This is a genomic window from Streptomyces sp. NPDC041814, assembly GCF_055590565.1.
In genome coordinates, this window is sequence record NZ_JBVJAM010000002.1 from 774,524 (window position 1) to 796,572 (window position 22,049).

At 73.9% G+C, this 22,049-nt stretch carries 4 protein-coding genes; all 4 read right to left on the reverse strand.

Annotated features, from left to right (window positions below):
• Positions 1-592 precede the first annotated feature (592 nt).
• The 4 genes from ACZ6C6_RS08825 to ACZ6C6_RS08840 all read right to left on the reverse strand — a co-directional run bounded on the left by ACZ6C6_RS08825 (position 593) and on the right by ACZ6C6_RS08840 (position 22,032).
• Positions 593-1,222: a dihydrofolate reductase family protein gene (locus ACZ6C6_RS08825; RefSeq protein WP_469200531.1), complete on the reverse strand. Its 630-nt coding sequence runs from the start codon at positions 1,220-1,222 to the stop codon at positions 593-595.
• The gene (locus tag ACZ6C6_RS08830; protein WP_469200533.1) at positions 1,219-2,112 is read right to left on the reverse strand and encodes a metalloregulator ArsR/SmtB family transcription factor; all 894 of its coding nucleotides are present in this window, start codon (positions 2,110-2,112) and stop codon (positions 1,219-1,221) included. The genes ACZ6C6_RS08825 and ACZ6C6_RS08830 overlap by 4 nt, the downstream gene beginning before the upstream one ends.
• A 241-nt stretch (positions 2,113-2,353) precedes the next feature.
• Complete coding sequence (locus ACZ6C6_RS08835; protein WP_469200535.1) at positions 2,354-3,451, reverse strand: RICIN domain-containing protein; 1,098 nt, start codon at positions 3,449-3,451, stop codon at positions 2,354-2,356.
• Positions 3,452-3,498: 47 nt separating this feature from the next.
• The gene (locus tag ACZ6C6_RS08840; protein WP_469200537.1) at positions 3,499-22,032 is read right to left on the reverse strand and encodes a hypothetical protein; all 18,534 of its coding nucleotides are present in this window, start codon (positions 22,030-22,032) and stop codon (positions 3,499-3,501) included.
• Between the last annotated feature and the right edge of the window lie 17 nt (positions 22,033-22,049).

Below are 22,049 nucleotides of genomic sequence, written 5' to 3' on the forward strand. Positions count from 1 at the left end.
CTCAGCATCAGCCCGAAGCCGGTGAACCGGCCCTCGCCATCGCCATGCTCTGGATCGAGTGCACGCCCTTCCTCGAACCCGGCGGGCGAGCCTCGGTTCGACTCGCGCCCCTTGACCCTCAGCAGTGGCGGCAGCTTGAGTCCGGCCAGGTGATCACCATGCATGAGGACCGATCCGTGGCCGGGACGGCCGTCGTCCTGGAGGTTCAGCGACCCTGCGGCCACGCCCACGGCGCGGAGTCGAACGATCAGTAGCGACCGCGGGAGGAATATATGGCGGAGCGGAGTTGGCAGCTCGGACAGGGGAGCGGCTGGTGGGAAGACGCGACGGTCTACGCCCGGGACCTCGTCCTCGTTCCAGACAGCGGCGGAGCCGCGATCACGGAGTTCCTGATTCGGATCGGGGCGGTGGCCGCTCGGTTCCGTCACTGATCCCACGCAGTCACGCTCCTGCGGACTACTCACGCCGCGTCGGTGCAGAGAAGGCACAGGGCGCGCGTCCGGTCTCCGCGCTGTCTGCCGGGCCGGGCCGCGTCTTTGCTCTGCCTTCCTACGAGACGCGCGCGGCCCTGCAACTCGATATCCGTCGAGGACTACGCACCGTCCGCCGCTGCGCGAGACGGGCGGACGCGGTCGTAGACGAGGGAGAGCGTGCCGTGCTCGCCCGCCTTCTGGGCGGTGAGGGACCACTGCGCGGCGGGCAGGCCGTCGTCGAAGAGACGGGGGCCGCTGCCGAGGAAGACCGGGAAGACCGTGAGCGCCAGCCGGTCGACCTGGTCGGCCGCCAACAGGGCCTTGATGACGCTCGCACTGGAGAGCACGAGGATGTCGCCGCCCGCAGTGCCCCTCAGGTCCGTCACCGCCTCGGCCGCGGGCTTGTCGACGACCGTCGTCCGCTCCCACGGGGCTTCGTCCAGGGTGGAGGAGAGCACCACCTTGTCGGCGTCGACGAGCCATTTGGCGAAGCCTTCGTCGCGCGGGTCGACGCCCTCCATTCCGATGACGGTCGGCCAGAAACCGAGAAAGCCCTCCGCGTTGACCCGGCCGAGCAGGGCCGTCGTGGCCGTCTCCCAGAGGCCGGTGAGGTGGTCGCGGGCAACGTCCGTCACGGCGTACGGCATCACCCAGCTCATGTCGAGGGGGTTGTCCGGTGCCGCGTAGCGGCCGTCGAGCGAGAGGGCGATGTTGGTGACCACCCGGCGGCAGTCGGTTTGCGCTGTCATCTCGCGCTCCTGGGTTCGGTGGTGTCGGGGGTGTTGTCCGCGGGGTTGCCGGTCGCGTGCGCGTCCTCTGCGAGGGCGGCTGCGAGCTTGTCGAGGCTCTGGCCGTAGCCGATCTCGATGCCGGCCATGAAGTCGGCCGAGTCGATGGTGCTGTCGGTGATGCGCCAGTTGACGTCGAGGTCGGTGCCGGAGGCGGTGGGCCGCAGGTCCATGTCGACGTGGGCAGTGAAGGCGACGCTGCCGTCGGGGAGCAGTGGGGAGAGCCGGTAGGCGAGGTGTTCGCCGGGACGTGCGTCCTCGACCACGCCCTCGGCGCGCCCGGCGACCGCGGCGGTGCCGTCGGAGTCCTCCGCGTCGCGGTACTCCTGGACGATCCGTTCGCCGGGCCGCGCCTCGAAGACGAGCTGGGAGACGCGGAGGTCGTCGGGGGCCCACCAGCGTGCCAGCAGGTCGGCCTCCGCGAGGTGGCGCCAGACCAGCTCGGGGCGCCCGCTCAGTGGCCGGTGGAACCGGAACGTGCGGCCGTCGGCCCACCCGTCGTCCTTGGCGGCGAGCCGTTCCGCCTCCAGACCGATCCCGTAGCGCTCGAACGTCGCGCGCGGGCCGCCCGGTTCGTCGGCGCCATCCGCGAGCCGGCCGAGCGCGGCCGCCAGGTCGCGCAGAGGGCCGGGCCTCAGGGCGTAGATGCGGCGCTGTCCGGTGCGCTGCGAGGTCACGACGCCCGCGCGCTCCAGCATCTGGAGGTGCTTGGTGGTCTGCGGCTGGCGCGCGCCCGCCAGCTGGGCGAGAACGCCGACCGAGCGGGGCTGCTCGGCCAGCAGGCCGAGCAGCCGCCAGCGCGCCGGATCGGCGAGCGCGGTGAGTGAGACCAGGAGGGGATCGTCGTCCATGAACACGAGTATTCCCCATGGAGAATATTCGCGTCAAGGAATAACTCGACCCGCGTGTCGCTCCGACGTTGGACGCGCCCTGGCCGTCCCGCAGGCCGCCGCTCCACCGTGCTCAGGAGCTGGCCGGGCTCCCACCGGGACGGCGGCTGGGGCGTGGTCTGCGTGCGCTGGGGCTCACCGAGGGCGGCCAGAGTGTCCGAGCGTCAGCGGGAGCCGCGTACCTCGAAGGCCGTCCGCGGACTCAGCGCCTGCTCCACTTCTGGTTGTCCTGACCGTTGCAGTCCCAGAGCTGGAGGCGGGCGCCGCTGCCGGTCTGCGCGTTCTTCACGTCCACGCACTTGTTGGCCTGTGGGTTCACCAGGTCGTGGGCGGCGCTCAGCACGAACTGCTGGGCCGGGTTTCCGCTGCACCACGCGATCTGGATCACCGCGCCGTTGTCGTGCGAGCCCCACGCCACGTCCATGCAGAGGCCCATCGAGCGGATGGTGCCGTCCGGGCGGAAGTCCCATTTCTGCCAGTTCTTGCCGGTGCAGTCGGCGATCTGGAGGGGGGAGCCGTCCGCCCCCTTGTGGGCCACCATCTCTATACAGCGGTTGGAGGCGTGTCCGAAGAGCGTTGTGCCCGGCGCCGCGGTCACCGTGGTGGTGACGGCGGGCTTCGGGGGCGTCTTCTTCTTCGGCTTCGTCGGCGTCCTCGACGGCTCCGGGTTCCTCGGCGCGTCCTCCGTGCCCTTCGGTGCCGCCGGGTCCGCTGCTGCGGCGCCCGTCTTCCGCTTGCGCTTCCCGCCGTCCTCCCTGTCCTTGCTCGCGGACGGCGACGGAGACGACGGGCCCGGGTCGGCGGTTCCGTAGACGCCGGGTTCATCCCCACTGCCCGAGTTGTTCAGCACCGTTCCCGCGTCGGCCACCCGGTCCGCCGATCCGCCGGTCCCCGAACCCGATCTGTCCAGTGCCCCCGACACCAGGAACGGCACTCCGACCAGCAGCGCCCCCGCGATGGCGGCACCGGCCAGCAAGCCCCGGGACGGGCGGCCGGAGGGGCGGGGCGCCGTGGACTTGCCGCCGGCCGCGTTGGTCGCGGCCTCGGCCTGCGCTTCGGCCTCTGCCGTGGCCGTCGGTTCAGTGTCCGGCGCCGCCCCCCGCGCGGCGGCCGCGTCCGGTGCCTCGGGCGCGGTCCCGACCTCCGGGGCGGCAGGCTCCGGCTCGGCGGTCCTCGCCGGTTTCGGAGACGCCGCTGCTTCCGGCGCGGTCGGGAGCAGCGGCTCCGGCTCCTGGGTGGTCGGCGTCGCCGCCGACTCGGCCGCCGCGGCCTGGTGGTGCGGTTCGTTCTTGCCGGACATGGTCTTCCTTTCGGGGTGGTGTTGCGGGGATCAGGCCGTGCCCGTGATCAGCTGCCGGGCGGGGCGGGCGAGAAGCGGCGGCCGTCGAAGAGCAGGTTCAGGGGGGCGCCCTCCTCCGTTCCGAACTCGCGGACGCCGTCCCCGGGTCCGAGCACCCGCACCCGGCGTCCGGTCTCCCGGGCGACGAGCGCGGCCAGGGTCGCCACGTACGCCGGGGAATCGGGGCGTGCCAGAACAAGAGCGAGGCGCGCGGCGTCGTCGAGTCCGGCCTCTTCCACGGTCACCCGGCCGCCCTGGAGGATCGACTGAGCGCGCAGCGCGTCGGTGAGGGCATCGACCCGGTCCAGGTCATCGATGCTCACCAGCGTCTCGCCCTCCGGGAGTTCGGCGTCCTCCGGGGCCCGGCGTGCCGCCACGTCCGTACGCGCCCACTCGCGCAGCGCGCCGTGCGGGTCGCGCGATCCGGCCCACGCCGGGGCGTCGCCCGATGCGGTCAGCAGGCGGGACAGCGAGGCGACGAAGGAGTCCGGACGCTCACCCCGGGAGACGGGCGGAGGCCCGCCCGCGTCCTCGGCGTCCTCGTCATCGCTGTCCTCCTCCGACTCCGTGTCCGACGCGTCGCTGTCCGCGTCGAACTCCTCCTCGATCCTGGGCGGCGCCGGCCGGCCCGTGCGGATCGGCCAGCTCGCAGGTGTACGGGCGAACGAGCCGGTCGGGAGCTGCACCGTGCCGTCGCCCGCCGCCGCGCGCTCCGCCTCCAGGAGGGTCACGAGATCGGTCAGGCTGTTCTGGGCGTCGCGCTGCCGGTCCGCCTGGCGGGCCTGTTCGGCGAGGGTTTCGCCGACCCGGCGTTCGAGGCCGTGCACCCCCCGCTGGGCGGTGTCGAGCGCCGCAACCGCCGCGTCGTGGCGTTCGGTGGCCGCGGTCAGGACGTCACGGGCCTCCTGATCGGTTCGCGACACTCTCGTGGCCGTGTCACGGGCGCGGGCCAGGGCTGCGGCCGCGGCGCCGGCCGCGTCGCGAGCCATGTCGCGGCGGCGGGCGGCGTCCTCGGCCGCGTGCCGGGCGGCGTCGGCGGCGCGCTCGGCCGCCTCTCCTGCCGTCCTGGCCCTCTCCAGCGCGGCGCGGGCACTGTCCCGGCGTACGGTGCGGCGGGCGACCGACCCGCTGGAGCGGCTGGACCCGTCCGAGCCGACCGGACCGCCGGACCTGGAACCGCCACGCGAGGCCGCCTCGGCCACTGCCTCCCGCAGGCCGCGTTCCATGGTCTCCAGGTGCTCTCGCGCGGCGCGGACCGCCGCCTGGGCCTCCTCCGCCTGCCGGGTCGCCGCCGTTGCGTGGGTCCGGCGGTCCTGGGCGTCGGCCGTCAGCTCCGCGACACGAGTGCGCCGTTCCCGGTCGGTGCGCTCGGCGGCGGTGACCGCGCGCTCGGCGGCCGTACGGGCGTCCCGTGCGGCCTGCGCGGCGGCGCGAGCGGCGGCCAGCTCCCGCCCCGCACGTGCCACCGGGGGCCGCGCCTCGTCCAGCGCCCGGCGAGCGTCGGGCAGTTCGGCCTGGGCGGCCGCCTCCTCAGCGCGGGCCGTCTCCTCCGCGTGCGCCGCCGCGTCCAGCGTGCCGGCCTGCTCCCGGACGGCCGCCCAGCCGGCGCCGTTCTCCTCCGGGCCGGCCGGCTCCGGTTCGCCGTCGGCGTCGAAGCGGCGGAAACGAACGCCCTCGTCGTCGCGCAGCGCCAGTTCGACCGGACGGCGCAGCAGCGCCGCCGCGCCCGCGGCGGCGTAGAGCGCGCGTGCCGTCTGCCCGGGGCCGCCGTCCACGGCCAGCCAGATCCGCACGCCGTCCACGGCCGCCCCGCTGTCCGCCCGGACGCCTTCCGCCAGCAGCGGTGGCAGGTCGCGCAGCGGCACCGTGCGCCAGTCACGCAGTACGGCGTCGGCGGTGGCGTCGGCCGGGGCGCCCGCCGCGTGGGCGCGGGCGTCGGCGGTTGCCCGCACCAGGGCCGCGCCGTCGAACGTCGCGGCGTCGGTGCGGGCGCCGGTAACACCCAGGCCCAGCAGATCGCGCTCCAGGGGACGCATCCGCACTGTGCCCGTTACGTACCGCACGCCGTCCGGGCCGTGCACGGTGATCAGCGCGTCGGCCAGGATCTCGTGGCTGCGGGTGCCGCGCGAGCCCTCCGGGGCGCTGGTGTTGCCGTGCTTGAGCCAGTCCCGGCGAGTGCCGCTCACGCCGGCACCGGGCCCGGGCGCCTGCGGCTGGCGGGCCAGCACCGGGACGGTGAAGTTGACGATCTGCCGGTTGTCGTCGGTGGCGGTCGGCCCGCCCTGTGCCGCGAGTCCGGCGGTGACGCCCGCTTGCGAGGAGGACGCCGCACCGTACGTGCTCAGCCGCAGCCGGTCCACCGTCACATCCCCCGTATCGGTGACCGGGCGCGGACGGTAGAGCTCCACCGTCAGGCGGGGCGGGGTGCCCGGCGCGCCCTGGAAGGGGTAGGCACCCGGCATCGTCGTGGCCGGGCCCGCCGGGCCGCGGGGATGGTCCAGCGAGAGCGTGCCGGACTGGATCAGCTCGCCCATGCGCACGGCCGTGGCGTCCGCGGATCCGGAGGAGGCCAGGGAACGCCAGGAGCGGGTGAGCGCCGGGGCCACCTCGCCCAGCGCCGCGGCCAGTTCCGCGCCGCCGTCGAAGGCGTACACGGGGGCCGGGCCGTGCGGTACGAAGCGGTCCCCGGCGACCGCGGGCCGCGCGGTGTGCCGGGCCACCGGCAACGGCGTAAGCGCGGGGGCCGGTTCGCCCGTCTCGCTGCCGGTGAACCGGAGCGCGGCGGCGGTGTGCACAGCGGTGGTCCGCACCGGCCGGCCCCCGAACAGGTGCGCGATGCGGTCGGCGAGCGTGGCGTCAGCCTCGGTGAGGCTCAACACGCCGTGTTGGAACAGAGTGCCCGGCAGGTCGAGGAGCCACTGCGCGGCCGGGGTGGACCGCACCTCGGCCACCACCCGGTACGGCACGCCCTCGAAGTCGGCGGCGTTGTCTGTTCGCTGCCAGAAGCGGTCCTCGGCGGAACGGGTGACGCGAGCCGCGTTGCCGCGCGTGGTGTCGGCGCTGATCAGCGCGCCCGCCCGGTCGGTGCGCGGGCCGCCGGTGGGCCGCGGGAAGCGCGACTGGAGCTGGACGAATCCGGCGTGCCGCACACTGCGCGCCGTCCGGTCGGTCACCGAGGAGGGCACATGGCCGAGGAACTGCTCGATGCCCGAGCCCGAAGCCGCCGGATGCCCGCGCAGCGCACGCAGCGCGTGGTCGTCGGCGTCCGGCTCGGTGCGCAAGGTCACCTCGACCAACTGGGCTCCGCCGTAGCCGAGACAACGGAACCGGAAGCGCTGCACATGTTCGGGACCACGACCGGCGAGAGTGCGCAGGCCGGCCGTCGAGGACAGGTCCGCGACACGGGTCGCCACGCCCGGCAGGTAGGAGGAGTGGCCGGGCCGGGTGATACCGGGCGCTTCCTCCTCGATCAGTGCGAGGAGCCGCTGCCGCAGCACGTCGGGGCGCTGCACCGTGCGTGTCGCGTCGGTGAACTCGTCCACCGCGAGGACACTGCCCAGACCCACTTCGCGGGAGGCCGTGAACCGGCGTGGCAGCGGCACCGAGCCCACCCCCGGGTCCGGTACGGCGAGACCGGCCACGCCCGCGAACCACGCCGCGTGCCGCCGGATCTGCGCCGGGGTGGCCAGGAACCGCACCGCGTCCGTCAGGTCCAGCGCCACCGTCACCGCGCGGCCCTCGCCCTGCCCGAACGCGTTGCCGACGACATTGCGGCGACCCCGGCGGAACGTCACCAGCAGCGTCGCGTCGGCCGTGATCCGGTGCTGGGTGCCGCTCTCGGTGGCGGTGCGGTACGCGGTCGTCGTGGAGCCCAGCGCCCGCGACCGCTCGCTCCGGGCCGTACGGGTGTAACGCCCCGACGGGTTGAGCGTGCTCGGCCGGGACGCCGACGGCGCACCGCCCTCCTCACCGGTGCGATCGGCGCGGGTCACCAGGATGTCGTCGAAGTCGTTGCCCGCCGCCTGGTCGGCGGCCGGTGTCTGCGCCGACGACGTGTTGCGGACCGCGCGGAGGCCGCCCGCCCACTGCGAGGTGCCCGCCGCGCCCCGCTGCTGCGCCGCTCCATCGGTGGCGCTCAGACCGGTCTCGAAGTACTGCGCGAAACCGTCCGTCGCCCTGGGCCGCCGCAGCACGCCGCGGATCTCCACCGACAGCACTTCGTCCGAGGCGAGCCCCGGGAGCGTCAGGCCCTCCACCACGTAGGCGCCCTTGAACACCTGGTGCCCCCGTGCCAGGAGCGCGGCGGGGCTGCGCGCGGCGGACAGCATCTCCGCCGCCACCGTCGTCGGATCGGTGGCCGCCGAGCCCGCCAGCGACTCGCCCAGCGCCCGGCCGGCCCGCGCCACCGGACCCGGGGTGCGCCCGGCGACCGCGTCCCGCACGTCGTCCAGCAGACCGCGCGCCGGATGCCCCGGATAGGTGTTGCCGAGCACCGCGCGGACCGCCGAGTCCAGAGCGGCGGACGCCCGGAACACCTCCATGATCGCGTCGTCCGGCAGCAGCACCGTGTCCGGCAGCGCGGCGCCCTCCTCGTCCGTCAGGCCGAGCAGGTCCCGGTCGGCGTCAGTGGCCGCCCGCAGCACCGGCGCCGGAGGAGCCGCCGGCAACGGCGCCCCGGCCGGAAGCGTGCGGTGCGTCGGCACCGAGAAGCGCAGCGTGCCCGGCACGCGGTCCGGTGGCGGGCCCGGCGGCTCGGCGGGCGGAGCACCATGCGGCACGAACGGCACAGCCACCGTCCGGTGCGCGAAGCGCACCGACGGCTGCTCGCCAGGGCCCTCGTACAGGTCCAACGCCAGAGCGGCCGGTACCTCGAAGACCTCGCTGCGCTGCCCGGCCCCGCTCCCGATGAACAACTGGTCGTGCCCGACGCCCAGTTGCACGCTGTTGTCGTGTCGCACCTGGTGGCCGCGCACATAGTCGCCGCTGCCGCCCAGCGTCCACGAGCCCTTCGGCAGCCCGAACGAGCCGCCACCACCGTACGAGAGTCCGTACGAGGAACCGCGATGGTCGGCGCCCGCCGCCGACAGCGACGCCACGCCCATGCCCTGCACGTCCGGCAGCACCCGGCTGTGCACACTGTCACCGTCCCCGCGCACCGCGCTGAGCACCAGCCGCACCCGCCGCGCCCCGGTCGACGTCGGGAATTCCAGGAACAGCGTGTGGCCACCGTCCAGCATGGCATCCGTGGCGGCCCGCTGCCCCACCTCCGAACGCCCCTGCTCGAACCGGCGCAGATTGTTCAACTGGGCCTGCACCAGGGCCTCGTCGGGCAGGACACGGTTGCGCACCGTTGTGTCACCGGGCAGGAAGCCCTCCCGGCGCAGCCAGTTCTCGGCATGTACGAAGAGCGGCGCGGCGCCGTCCACGGCCAGCGGCGTCGCCGTGGTGCCGACCGACCGCAGGTGCTCCAGCTCCGCGGGCAGCCGCCGCAGCTCGTCCGCCGACGGCACGTGTCCGTTGGCGTCCTCGGCGGTGAGGAGCCGCAGGTGCATGCCGCGCGGCCAGGGGTCCGGAGTGAACTCCCGCCGCCCGCCGCCCGGCAGGTGCAGCACCAGGGTGTGCCGCACCTCGGCCGGAGCCAGGAGGTGGCTGCGGTTGGTGCGCACCGCGTGCATCAGCGCCGTACTGCCGCTCTGCACCAGTTCCTCGTGCGTGCCCGCCTGCGCGGACACCCGCCCCAGCACACCGCCGCCGGGCCGGTGGGCGGCGTTCGGATGCCCCTGCGACCGGTCCGCCGTGAGCGCCGGGCCGGCGCTCGCGGACAGGGAGAGCCCGCTGCTGAACCGCGACTGCGAATCCAGCTTGACCACCTGGGTCAGATGACTCTCCAGGTTGATCTTCCCGGCCACGCTGCGCCGCAGCGGTTCGCCCACAACGACTTCGGTCCGCAACTGGAACATGCCGAGGGCGCGCCCCGAAGTGTCGAGCAGCACCGGCGAGAACACCCCCCGGTCCCGCTGCATCGGCAACGTGCCCCGCAGCAGCGGCTCCGACAGGAACGTCTCCAGCTCCGCCGCCGAGTCCTCGTCCAGCGTGCTCAGCTCGGTGCCGAAGAAGCCCAGCGCCTCCGCGAGCAGCCGCTGCGGCTCGGCGACCGTGTCCACGCCCCACACCGGCAGGTCGTCCAGACCGGCCGCCTCCGGCAGCTCCTCCGCCTCGTCCCGCGCCAGGTGCTGCGGGAACCAGAACGTCACCGGCCCGTGCGCCCGTGGCGGCCCCCAGGTGACCGGCGGCGCGAGCCGCGGCGCGTCCACCCGGACCTCCCACGAGGCCGTGAAATCGTACGGCTCCGAGGGCTCGTTGCTGCGCTGTGCCGACGTCGTCTGCACCACCGTCGTCACCGACGAGGTCGAGGACAGCTGGTTCAGTGTCATCGCCAGCGTCAGCGCCACATCGACACCCCGCACCGGGATCGCCCGCGTCACCGGGAACAGACCCGTCCACGGCAGCAGCAGGGTACGGACCGTGCCCGAAGCCTCCGCGGACACCGACTCCTGGGTGCCGATGCCGCGCCGCTCCACGCGCACGTCCCGCTCGGCGCCCTCGGTCCGCCCGTACCGCGCCGACGCCACCGGGTCCGACAGCCGCATCCGTACGTCCACGGTCCGGTCGCGGCCGTCCGCCCGGACGGTGAACCGGAAGCCCAGACTGCCGCGCACATAGGGCAGGTTGAGGATCAGCTGCTCACCGCCCGCCACCGCCCGGAGCTGCTCACGCACCGGGTGCCCGTCCGGGGCGTCCGCCAGCCCCAGGGCGCCCATCACCTGCTGGTGCAGCCCGTCCACCACCGCCGGTGGCAGCGGCTCCAGGTACACCAGGCCGACGTTGCCGTCCAGTTGGGCGCCGTAGGCGAGCACGTAGGTGGAGGACGGCGCCGGAACCGGTGCCCGGGAGGTGGGCCAGTCGGGGGCCTCGGCGGCCGGAACGGGCGTGGCGTCGGGATCGGTGGGGGACTCGGTGGTCGCGGGGGTGTGGTCGTGGAGCTGCGGCCCGGAGTCCGTGACGTTCTCGATGGTGGCGAGGTAGCGGTAGGGGAGTGGCGCGAGAGTTTCGGTCCTGGCCATGAGGCCGTCGGTGCGGACGGCTGTGGCGTCGGGGTGGTTGCGGAAGAGGAAGTCGTTGTCGCGCTGTTCGTCGGGCAGCCCGAGGTAGTGCAGGACTTCGTGGAGGAGCCGGCTGTCGCTGTGGTTGAGGTCGAAGTGGGTCTGGTCGGGGCGTGCGGGGTCGTCCGTGTGCGTGAGGGTGATGGCTTCCGGGTGCTCCGGGCTGTCGACGAGATTGACGTTGACGCGGAGCTGGTCGCCCGAGGTGGGCAGGGCATAGCCGGTGTTGAGGTGGTCGTCCACCAGACGCCCGAGGCGTTCTCCCAGCCGGGCGGTGTGCCGGGGGTCGGCCGCGTCGACGGGGAGGTTGAGGGTGTAGTCGCGTACCCATTGGCCGCTCGGCGCCTGGATACGGCGGATCTGGGCGCGGATGAGGGTGGTGGCGCCGGAGAGGAGCCCGGGCCGGGGGGCGTCGGCGGTCGGGTCGGCGTGGGGGTCGAAGCGTTCGGTGCGCAGGGTGGCTGGGCGTGCGTGGGGGCGGAGGTGGTGCCAGGTGTCGGGGTGCGCGGGCTCGGCGACGCGGGGTGCGGGCCGGTCGTCACGGGGTGCGCGGCGAGGCGCGGGGCGGCGGCGTCCGGCGGGCCGCGTGCTGGGCGCGTCCCGCGGGCCACGCGGCGCACTGGACGTCGGGATCGCGGTGAGCGGGTCCGCGTCGCTGGCCGTGTAGTGGTTCAGCCCCCAGTAGTGGACCTCCAGGACCCGGCCCGCGGTGGGTGAGCCGACGCGAGTCACCGTGCCGAGTCCGCTCGTGGGATCGGGCCGCAGCACCTCCACCGTGACGCCGAGGGTGTCGGCGAGCAACGGCAGGAACATCTCGCCCTGGTCGCTCTGCCACGCACCGGACCAGTTCCGCACCGCGGCGAGGGCGTGGTTCAGCTCCTCGTCCGTGAAGGGGACGGTGCTCTCGGTGTACGCCGAGTCGATGACCTGGCGGAGCTGGGCGTCGTCCAGTTCGGCGAGGGAGGGCAGCCGGCCTGTGTCGCGCAGGTGGTTGAACATCTGGATGACGCCGGGGTCGGACGGTCGGTCGGTCACCCCGTCCTCGGTCAGCGCGGCGTCGAAACGGGCGTTGAGGTCGTTCAGTTCCTCCGGCCGGCGCACCCCGTCGATGCCGTAGCGCCCGGCGGTGGCGAGGAGCTGGGACCGGTTCATGGCGGCCGTGGCCCGGGTGAAGCGTGGTGCCAGCGTCTGCCGGACCTGGCCCACCACGTCCTGCGGCAACGGCCGTCCGCCCCGGTGCGCGTCGAGCAGCCGCTGCTCCGCAGCCGAGCGGAGGTGGTCGGCGGCAATCAGCAGGTGGTTGCGGGCCTGCGGGGCCGCGGGGGAGGTGCCGCCGCGGGCGGCCAGGCTCAGACCGGTGCGCACGTCGTCGATGCGGCCCAGCCAGGCGTACGTCTCCGGGGCCTGGGTGCTCAGTCCGGGCACCCGTTCGCGGACGCGCTGCGGGTCGGTGCCGATGAACGTGTAGAGGATGCAGCGCCCGTCATCGATCGTGGGCACCGTGTTGCCGCGCGGCGCACGCACCTGGAAGGGCGCGGAGAGGGGCGGCGGCGGTGCCGTGCTCCCGGGGCCGGAATCGGCGTCGGAATCGGGTACGGAGCGGGTGTCGCCGTCCTCGGAGGTGTCCTCGCTCTTGGGCGGGACCGGGGGCGTCGGGTCCGGCACGGTGATCGCGGTCTCGGCCTCGGACGGGGCGTCGCGGTCGTCGGAGCGCGGGTCCGAGGCAACCGAGGCGGTGGAGTCCGATGCGGCGTCGGACTCGGTGTCGTCCCCGGTGGCAGGGGTGTTGCCGGTGGACGGGCCGGACGTCCTGGGGAGCGTGGAGCCCGGCGGGTGCGGGGTGGCGGCGGACAGCGAAGACCGCGAGGGCGGCACCGCCGCCGGGCCGTTCGTCAGGACCGGCCCCGCCGCCGCGGGCAGGGCGCTCTCCGCGTCGGCGCGACGGGTGGCGGCGTCGTCGCGGCGGCCGAGGATGCCGTCCAGTGCGTGGTCGATCTCGCTGAGGCGCAGCTCGGCCCGGTCGTGCGACTCCTGCGCCTCCTGGCGGACCAGTTCGGTGTCTTCGGCGTGGCCGCGCGCCGCGTAGGCGTCGGAGCGCAGGTCGCGTGCGGTGCCGATGAGGTCCGGGAGCTGCCTGTCGAGCTCCTTGAGGGCCGCCTCGTCCCGGGCGACGGATATCCCGGCCTGCCGGAGGTTCGTCCGGTCGAGTGTCAACTTGCTGCGGATGGCGTCCAGTTCTGCGTCGATCCGGTCGACATCGGCGGTTGCGGCGTCGATCCGCTCGGTGAGGCGCGGGTCGACGGCCGGGGGCGCCGCGGGTGCGGCCGTGGGCATCGTGGAGGTGCCCGGCCCGGTGGTCGGGTCCGGCGCGGGAGGTGCGGCGGCGGTCTCGTTCAGGGCGTCGAGAGCGTCCTGCGCCGCCTTCAGATCGGCGTCGAGACGGGTCTGCCGGCGCCCGCCCTCGGTGAGGGATCCGGTGAGCGCGTCGATCGTGCCGCGCGTGTCGGCGATGTCCGTGGTCAGCTTGTCGATCCGGCCTTCGAGGTCGCGGACGTCCTGCTCTGCCCCGTCGGCCTCGGTCTCCGCCGTGGTGGCCGCCCGGTCGGCGTCGTCGGCCACCGTGCGCGCGTCGTCCAGTGTCGTGGCCGCGTTGCGCAGGCCGTCCACCGCGTCCGACCGGAGGTTCCGCATCTCGACCTCGTCCGCGAGGGCCTGCGCGTGGTCGCCGTGGGCGCGGTGCAGATCGTTCGCGACGGTCTCGAAGCCGGACCAGGCGCGGTCCAGAGCCGGGTCGCCGATGGGCGGCGCGCTTTCCGTGCCCGGCGCCGAGGAAGGGGGCGGGGCGGTCCGCAGGGAACCGTCCGGGCCGAACGACCAGAACCGCAGTCCTTCCGGGCCGCGCGTCACCAGCTCCACCGGACGCCCGGTCAGCCGGGCCGCACGCGACGCCCCGTACAGCGCGAGGGCGAGCCGGGAGCGGTCCGGGTCCGCGCCGGTCGCCAGCCAGAACTGGTACCCGTCGTCCTCCGGATCGACCCCGGCGACAAGGGCCTCCGGCAGGTCGCGCGGCGGTGTTGACGCCCACTGCCCCGGCGCGCTGCCCGTCTGCGAGGCCAGCAGCGCCGGCAGGTCGTAGACACGCGGGAGGGGACGGGGCGGGGTGATGCCGTGTCCCAGTGCGTCGCGCTCCTCGATGCGGAGGGTGGCCGTACCGGTGACGTGCCGCACCCCCTCGGGGCCGCTGACCTCGATGTGCACGTCCGCCTGGACCTCGTAGCCGCGGGTGCCGCGCCCCTCGACCGGGGCACTGGTGCTGCCGGTCTTCAGCCACTCGCGGCGCCCGCCGGAGACAGTGCTGCCGAAGTTGCTGGGGTCGATGGGCCGTTGCAGCACGGGCGGAGTGGCGCCGACCAGATTGCGGTCGGGGTCGTCGGCGCTCAGCACGAACGGCAGTGCCAGACCGAGGGCGGTGTCGTTGCCGGAGACCGTGCCCGAGGAGTCGGTGACTATACGCAGCCGGTCCACGGCGACGTCGCTGCTCTCGGTGACAACCCGGGGCCGGTACAGGGACACCGTCAGTGTGGGGCCCTCCGGGGAGTCCAGGAGCGGGAAGGCCCCCGGCATGGCCGGCAGCATGCCGCCGACCTGACGCGGGTTGTCCAACGTGATCGAACCGGCCTGCAACAGCTCCCCGAGGCGCACCGAGGCGTTCTCGTCGGAGGTGGACGCGGGTTGCGCGCGCCAGCCGCTGCCGGTGGCCGGTGCCACCTGGTCGAGGGCCGCGTAGAGCTGGTCCCAAGCGTTGAAGCCGTACACCGGCACGTTGCCGTTCGGGTGGAACAGCCCGTCGTCGCGCAGCGCCGGCTGCCCGTGCGGCACCGCCCGCGGGTCGACCCGGGACACCGACACCGGAACCGGCAACGGGTTGCCGCCGCGCGGGTCGGCCGTCTCACCGCCCGCGAACCGCAGGCTGACGTGCGCCGGGACCCGGGCCCGGCCGCCGATCTCGCCGGCCAGGGTGCGGCTGATCCAGTTCCGGGTCGGCGAGTCCGCGTCGCTCCAGGCGATGAAGCCGCGCTGCACCAGCGCGCCCACCACGTTCGGTGGCCAGTCCGTGACCCAGGTGGAGCGGACGGTGGCGACCAGTTCGTAATCCAGGCCGTCGAAGTCGGCGGCGTTGTCGGTGCGCAGCCAGAACCGGTCCTCGCCGGTGCGGCCCCGTTTGTCGGTCTTCACACTGGCCGACGTCCACTGGACGGAGGGGCCGAGCCGGTCGGTGCGCTCGTCCGCGTCGGGCCGGGTGAAGCGGGCCGTCGGATTGACGGTGAGCCGGTGCTGCCGGCTCACCGTGTCCGCCGTGGACCGGCCCGCCGGGGTCTGCGAAGTCCAGCTCTCCAGACCCGACTTGTCACCGGGGACGGCGGTGCCGCGGCGCGTGCCCCGGTCGGCGGCCGTCGTCGTGGGCCGGGCCGAGAACGTCACCTCGACCAGCGCCGCGCCGCCGAACCGGTGGTGCCGGAAGCCGAACCGGGCCTGTCCGCCGCCACGTCCGATCAGCGCGCGCTTGCCCGCGGTGCTCGTCTGGTCGGCGATCAGCGCCGCGACGCCGGGCAGGTACGAGGCGTGGCCAGGTGTGGTGGCGCCGGGCGCGTACCGGTCGAGGAGGCCGAGCACCTCGTCCTGGAACCGCCGGCGCTGCGCGGTGCCCGGCAGGCCGGACGGGCCGAGCTCGGTGACCGAGGTGACAGAGGCCAGGCCCAGCGTGCCGTCCCGCACATAGCGGCTGGGCAGCGGCGGGCTCACCGGACCGTTGGGCGGCACGTCGGCGGGCAGCCCCTCGACGCCGCCCATCCACTGCCGGTCGCGGCGCAACTGACTGTCGGTCATCAGGAATTGGAGGCCCTGCGGCACGTCCACGGCGAGCTGGACGGTCTGCCCGTGGGTGTAGCCGACGAAGTTCGCGAACGCGTTGCGGTGCCCGGAGCGGACGGTGATCACATAGGTGAGGTCGGCCGTGACCCGGTGCTGGATGCCCGTCTGGGTCGGCACCCGGTTGGTCGTGGTCGTACTGATCGAGGTGTCGGACTTGTCGGCCTTGCGGTCGTACTGGTAGCGCAGGGACGGGTTGAAGCGGGACGGCTGCCGAGTCTCCGCCGTGCTGGGCTGCGGTGTCGAAGTGGCGCCGTCCTGCTGCGTGTTCGGCTCCGGGCCGGTGGCGGGGGCGGGCGACTTCGGGTTGTTCTGTGTCGCTGTGCCCGCCAGCCCGAACTGGTGCGTCTTGCCCAAGCCCTTGAGCTGCTGCGCCGAGTCGGCGGCGGAGACGTCCGACTCCATGTACTGGGTCGTGCCGGACGTCAGCCGCGGGTGGTGCGCGACGGCCTGGATCTCCACGGAGAGCTGCCCGTCGGCGCCGAGACCCGGAAGGGTCAGGCCCTCCACCACGTAGCTGCCGCCGAGTATCTGCTGCCCTCGGGCGACCAGCGAACCGGGCGAGAGCGCCGCGGCCCGGGACTCGGCGGCCACCGTGGTGGGGTCGGCGAACGGGTTGCCGGCGAGCGAGCTGCCGACGAACCCGGCGAGGCGTCGCAGCAGCGAGGGTGCCGGGGCGGGGGAGACCGGACCGGGGGCCGGAGCAGTGGTGCCGGTGGTGGGTGCCGTGCCGGTGACGATCCGCTGGAAGGCGTCCTGGAGAGCCGCCGAACCCCGCATCACGTCCACCAGGGCGTCGTCCGGGACTCGCACCACGTCCGGGCGCGGTCGGCCGGTGCCGTCCGTCAGGGCCAACCGGTCCCGGTCGAGCCGGGAGACCGGGCGCACGGTGAACGGCTCGCCGGCCGGCGCCTGCGCCGGGGCGTCCAGGGTCCGGCCGTGCGGCACGCCCAGCCGGACGGTGCCCGGCACCCCCGCCGGCACGGTGCCCGGCGCGGACTCCAGGTCACCGGGCGGGTGCGGTCGGGGCTCCGGGGTGCCGAAGCGGACCCGCGGCGCGGGGCCCGTGCCCTCGTACAGATCGAGCGTGAGCCGGGCAGGCACGTCGAACTCGTGGGCGTCCTGGCCCGAGCTGATGAAGAACTGGTCCTGCCCGACCACCGACGAGGTGGTGTTGCCGAGGGAGGCGTTGCCGACGAACTGGTAGTCACCGGTGCCGCTCAGCGCCCAGGAGCCGTTCGGCGTGGGGACACTGGGGCCGCCGCCGAACCCGAGGCCACCGCTGTAGCTGTTGCCGAGCCTGCCGCTGCCGCCGGCCGTCGACGACGACACGCTGATGACGGCGATGCCGGGAAGCACCCTCCTGTGGACGGGTGGCCGGTCCCGCTCCGCGGTCGCGCCGAGCACCAGCCGCACCCGGCGCCGCCCCGTGGACGAGGGCGTCTCCAGGAACAGTGAGTGCCCACCGTCCATCATGGAGTCCGTCGCACCCCGCAGCCCCAGCCCGGAGCGCAGCTCCTGGAGCCGCCGCAGGTTGTTCAACTGCGCCTGCACCAACGTTTCGTCGGGCAGCCGGCCCCGGCTCGGCGCGGTCGCGGGCGGAGGCAGGAAACCCTGATCGCGCAGCCAGGTCTCCGCCTCAGCGAACAGTGGGGCCGTGCCCTCCACGCCCAGCGGCACCGCCGACTGCCCGATCGAGCCGAGCGACGCCAGCTCGGCGGGGAGCTGTCTGACTTCGGACTCGGCCGGCGTACGGCCCCGGGCGTCGTCCGCGCTGAGCATGCGCAGGTCGAGTCCGTGCTGCCATGTTCCCGGCGTGTACGAGTCGGTACTGCCGTCCGGCCGGATCAGGGTGACGGTGTACGAGACATCGGCCTCGGTCAGCAGATGGCTGCGGTTGGTGCGCAGCGCGTGCACGGAGGCCGCCGATGAACTGGTGCCGAAGGCGTTCTGCGCCCCGAGCTGGAGAGTTCCCTTGCCGCTGAAGCTCCCGCCGACGGCGTCGGTGGCGTCCGGGTGGCCCGGCCGCGTATCACCGGTGAACGACGGGCCGATACTGCCGGCCAAGGCGACACCGCTGTTGAACGTGGTGTTCTGGTCGTTCTTGACCGTGTTGACGAGGTGGCTCTCCAGGTTGATCTTCGCGTCGATGCTCTTGGCGACCGGCGCGGTCGGCGTGACCCGCGCGTCCAGCCGCACCATGCCGACGGCCCGACCGCTGCCGTCCGTCAGCACCGGCGAGTACAGCCCGCCGTCATGCTGCATCGGCAGTGTGCCCCGCAGCACCGGCTCGGAGAGGAAGTCGGCGAGCTGCGAGGAGGACGTGGCGTCGAGATCGGCGCGGAAGTACGCCACCGCGCCCTCGTACAACCGCCGGGGGTTGAGCACCGAGTCGACGCCCCACAGCGGCAGGTCGTCCAAGGCGGCGGGGGTGGGCAGCTCCTGCGCGGGGTCGGCGTCCGCGTCCACCAGGTGCTGTGGGAACCAGGCGGTGACCGGTCCGTGCTGACGCACCGGCGACCAGCCGTCGGCGGGGTCGCTGTCGGTGGAGTCGCTGGTGGTGGACGAGGCGGTCGGCGCGGGAGCGTCCACGCGGACCTGCCAGTCGCCGTCGAAGTCGTAGGCCCGGGACGGCTCGGCGCTGCGCTGGGCGGTGGTGGTCTGCGTGACCTGGGTGACGGTGACGGAGCCGTCCGCCTGGTTGTGCGTGACGGTCGCGGACAGCGCCATGTCCAGCGAACGGACCGGACCCGGCGCGGTGATGGGCAGTGAGCCCGTCCAGGGCACCGGGATCGTCGAGAACGTGCCGGACGGCTGGGTCGAGACGTTCTCCCGGGTGCCCTGGCCGCGCCGCTCCACGTGCTTGTCGGGGTCACTGGTGTCCAGTCCGCCCTGCCGCGCGGACGGCCGTCCCCCGTCCAGGGCCAGCCGCACGTCCACGCTCCGGTCGGTGCCGTCGACGCGCAGCGTGACGCGGTGGCCGCCGAGGCTGCGTAGATACGGCAGGTGCTGGGCCATCTGCGCCGCCGACAGCACGTCCCGCAACTGGGCGAGGACCGGGTCGTCGGGTCGCGGGGCGGGCCGGCCGAGGGCGGCGATCACCTGGCGGTGCACGGCGTCCAGCACGTCCGCCGAGAACGGCTCCATGAGGACGAGCCCGACCTGGCCGTCGTGCCGGCGTCCGTAACCGCCGAGGTAGGAAGGGCGGGCGCCGTGTCCGGACGTCGTCTCCGGCTCGGGGGCCGGGTCCGGATCGGGCAGGGGCCGGGTGTCGCCGTCCGCCGTGGTCAGCGTCAGCTCCGGCACCACCGTTGGAGACGTCGCCTCCTCGGAGGTGACGACGGGCGGGGGCACGGTCGTGTCGTCCGGGACCGGTGCGGACGTGGTGCTGATCGGGGCCAGCGGCACGGCTTCCGGGTCCGAGGCCGGGTCGATGGCCGGTTTGGGTGCGGGCGCCGAGGCGGGTGGGACGACCGGCGCCGGCGGGTCCGCGCCGAGGTCACCGGTGACCGGTACGGTCGGCGTCGCGGAGTCGCGCCGCTCACCGCCGGGGCGCGGCCGGGGCGCGTCGGCGGGGTCGCCCACCAGCGTGCCGATGAGCTGGAGGTGCCGGGGCCGCAGCCCGCCCGGCTGGTAGCCGGCCGGCTCCCGCGGGGGGACGGGCGCGCCGGTGACCGGCGGCGCGTCGCCCATGAGGCTCTCGTTGCCGCCGCGGTGCGGCGCGGCCGGGTCGAGGCCGCTCTCGTCGCGCAGGCCGAGCTGGTGGCCGATCTCGTGGGCCAGCGCAGAGTCGGAGATGTCGGTCGGCCACGAGTGGTGCGTGGTGGCCACACCGTCCGCCGGGTGGGTCAGGGTGACGTCCAGGTCCGGTGTCCGGCCGGCGGCGGCCGGAGCGACGGTGACGTGCAGCCGGCTGCCGTCGGGCAGGCGGTGGCCGGGGGCGTTGAACACCCTCCGCACACCCTCTTCGAGCCGCTGCCGCACCCCGTCGGCCTCCGGGCCGAGCTGCGGGTCGCCCGTCACGCGGTAGGTGACGGTGAGGTCGGTGACGGACTCACCGCCATGCGTGAACTGCCGGACGTCGAAGGAGGAACGCACCACGTACTGTGTCGGCCTGCCGTCCGGACCGGTGGGCCGGGAGACAGGGTCCACCCAGGTGTGACTCCGCGGTGTCGGCGTCGCCCCGTTCCGCGCCTCCTCGAAACTGCCCGGCGCGGGGTGGGGCGCCGGGGTGACGGGCGGCGTCGAGGCCAGGACCACCGGCTCCGGAACGGCGTTGGCCACGGGGTCCGGTATGTCGTTCCGTACGGGGTGCGGTGCCTCGTTCCGTACGGGGTCCGGCGTCGAGTCCGAGGACGACGTGTGTACGGGCGTAGGGCGGGAGGTGGGCCCGACGGCCGGCGTGTGTTCGGGTGTGCCACCCGAGGCGGCACCCTGGGGGAGGCCGGTCGGCGGCGGCGTGGTGCTGCCGGTGGCGATCGGCTTGGGCGCTTCGGTGAGGGGGTCGTGCGTAGCGGTGCCGTCGAGGTCGGTGATGTCGCTCTCGGCGATGGTGTCGGCGTCACTGAACACGGAGTCCGTGTCCGAGTCGCTCCCGGTCTCGGTGTCGCTGTCCACGCCGGTTCGGGTGTCCGTGTCGGTCGTTGTGCCATCGGGCTGCGACGTACTCCCCGGACGCGGCGTGCCGTTGGTGGCCGGTGACTGCTGTGGAGCGTTCTGCGCCGGTGTCGCTCCGCCGGGGACCGTCACCGGCGGGGTTGTCGTGGGGGCCTGAGCCGACGGATCGGTCACCGGATTCACGTCGGGATCGTTGACCGGGTGGGTGGCCGGAGTGCCGATCGGAGCAGGGACAGCGCTGTCGTCGGCGTTGCCCTGCTGCGGCTGCGGCTGCGGCTGCTGGTGCTCGTGCGTCACCGTCTCCGGACGCGTGGTGCCGCTCGTCGTGCCCGGGGCGGTGGAGGGGTGCGGGACGTTGCCGCCGTGATCCGGGACGTCGCTGTGAACGTCTGCCCCGTCGATCTTGACAGGGTCCACGTGTACGCCGTCGAAGTGCACCTCGGACGGACCGTCGGCGGTGATCCCGCCACCCGTCACCTCCACGTCCGGAACGGACGATTGCGTCGGAGGCCGGAGGGTGACCGGCCCGCCCCGCCCGCCGCCCGCCGCGGACGGGCCCGGGGTCGGCACACCGTCGCCCGGCCCCGGGGTGGGCGCGCCCGGCCGGGGGCCCTTGCCGTCGTCGTTGCCGGGGCGGGGAGCGCCGTCCGCCGAGGAGTCGTCGGGCGTTTCCGGGAGGTGCGCGGTGTTCACGGTGGGCGGTTTGGTGAAGTTGAACTTGTTGCCCAGGGCGGACGCGCCCTGCCCCAGGTGCCGTTCGCTGACCGCGCTCAGCCCGCCGCCCAGGAAAGTCATCGGCCCCTCGACGGGGAGGTGGAAGATCGCTGCCGTGGCCAGTTCTCCCAGCGCCTCCGCGCCGCCCTCGGTGAGAAAGTGTCCGATGTCCTCACCGAACTCGTGCTTGATCCTTTCCCCGAGACCGGGAGTGGGGGTGGGTGGCGGCTTGGGCAGCGGGACCGGATTGGGCTTGGGCGTGGGGGTCGGCTCGGGGCCCGGCTTCGGCGTCGGCTTCGGGTCCGGCCGGTGGGAAGGCCCGTCGTTGAGGTGGTGGTCGTCGAACTTGTTGGTGTGGAACTTGTTGCCGTTGCCGTCGATGCTCTTGAACGGGTTGTTCCCGCTGCCCCAGAGGTTCTTGAAGTTCTTCTTCAGGTTATTGAGGATGTCGTTGAGGAACCCGTGGAACAGCCCGGTGAACGCGCCGAAGACACCGTCCTGGACGATCTGCGACCAGTCGAAGCCGTGCGGCCGCCGCCCCTTGGGCGCACCGAGCATCATCGCGAGGCGGACCGCGAACGTCGTGAACGCCTCTTCGATCATCTCGGAGAGGGCCGGCAGCAGGTGGGTGCGCTTCATCAGCCAGTCCAGCAGCGTGAGGATCGCCACCCGGCTGCGGGCCTTGGCGACCGCCGCCTGGCTGGAGGCCGAACCGCCCGTGAAGATGGACAGCGCCATGATGATGGCCAGCTCGATCAGCAGCCGGATCAGCTCGGCGATGATCTGCCACTTCGCCTCCATGATGTCCATGGAGGATTTGGTGCGCGCCTTCTCCAGGTCGTCGAGCTGGTCGGCGAAGTCCTTCAGGTAGTTCTTGCCGCCGCTGTCCAGGAACAGGTGCATGGCTTTGACGTACTGGTTGCCCACCTGCGGCGGCAGCGAGCGCCCGACGCCACCCGCGGTCTGCTCGATCAGGTCCGACAGCTCCCGCACCCGCCGCCCCAGCCGCCCGTAGGGCCGGCCGTTGGCGAAGGCCATGTCCTCGTCGGCCTGCAGCATTTTCTCACCGATCAGCACGAACAACAGATTGTTCAGCTGCGGTGAAACCTGGATGCTCATGGGGCGCGGTCCGGTCC

Excerpts from the sequence above, each read along its gene's own strand:
- ACZ6C6_RS08825 (WP_469200531.1), bottom strand. The coding sequence starts at position 1,222 with ATGACAGCGCAAACCGACTGCCGCCGGGTGGTCACCAACATCGCCCTC.
- ACZ6C6_RS08830 (WP_469200533.1), bottom strand. The coding sequence starts at position 2,112 with ATGGACGACGATCCCCTCCTGGTCTCACTCACCGCGCTCGCCGATCCG.
- ACZ6C6_RS08835 (WP_469200535.1), bottom strand. The coding sequence starts at position 3,451 with ATGTCCGGCAAGAACGAACCGCACCACCAGGCCGCGGCGGCCGAGTCG.
- ACZ6C6_RS08840 (WP_469200537.1), bottom strand. The coding sequence starts at position 22,032 with ATGAGCATCCAGGTTTCACCGCAGCTGAACAATCTGTTGTTCGTGCTG.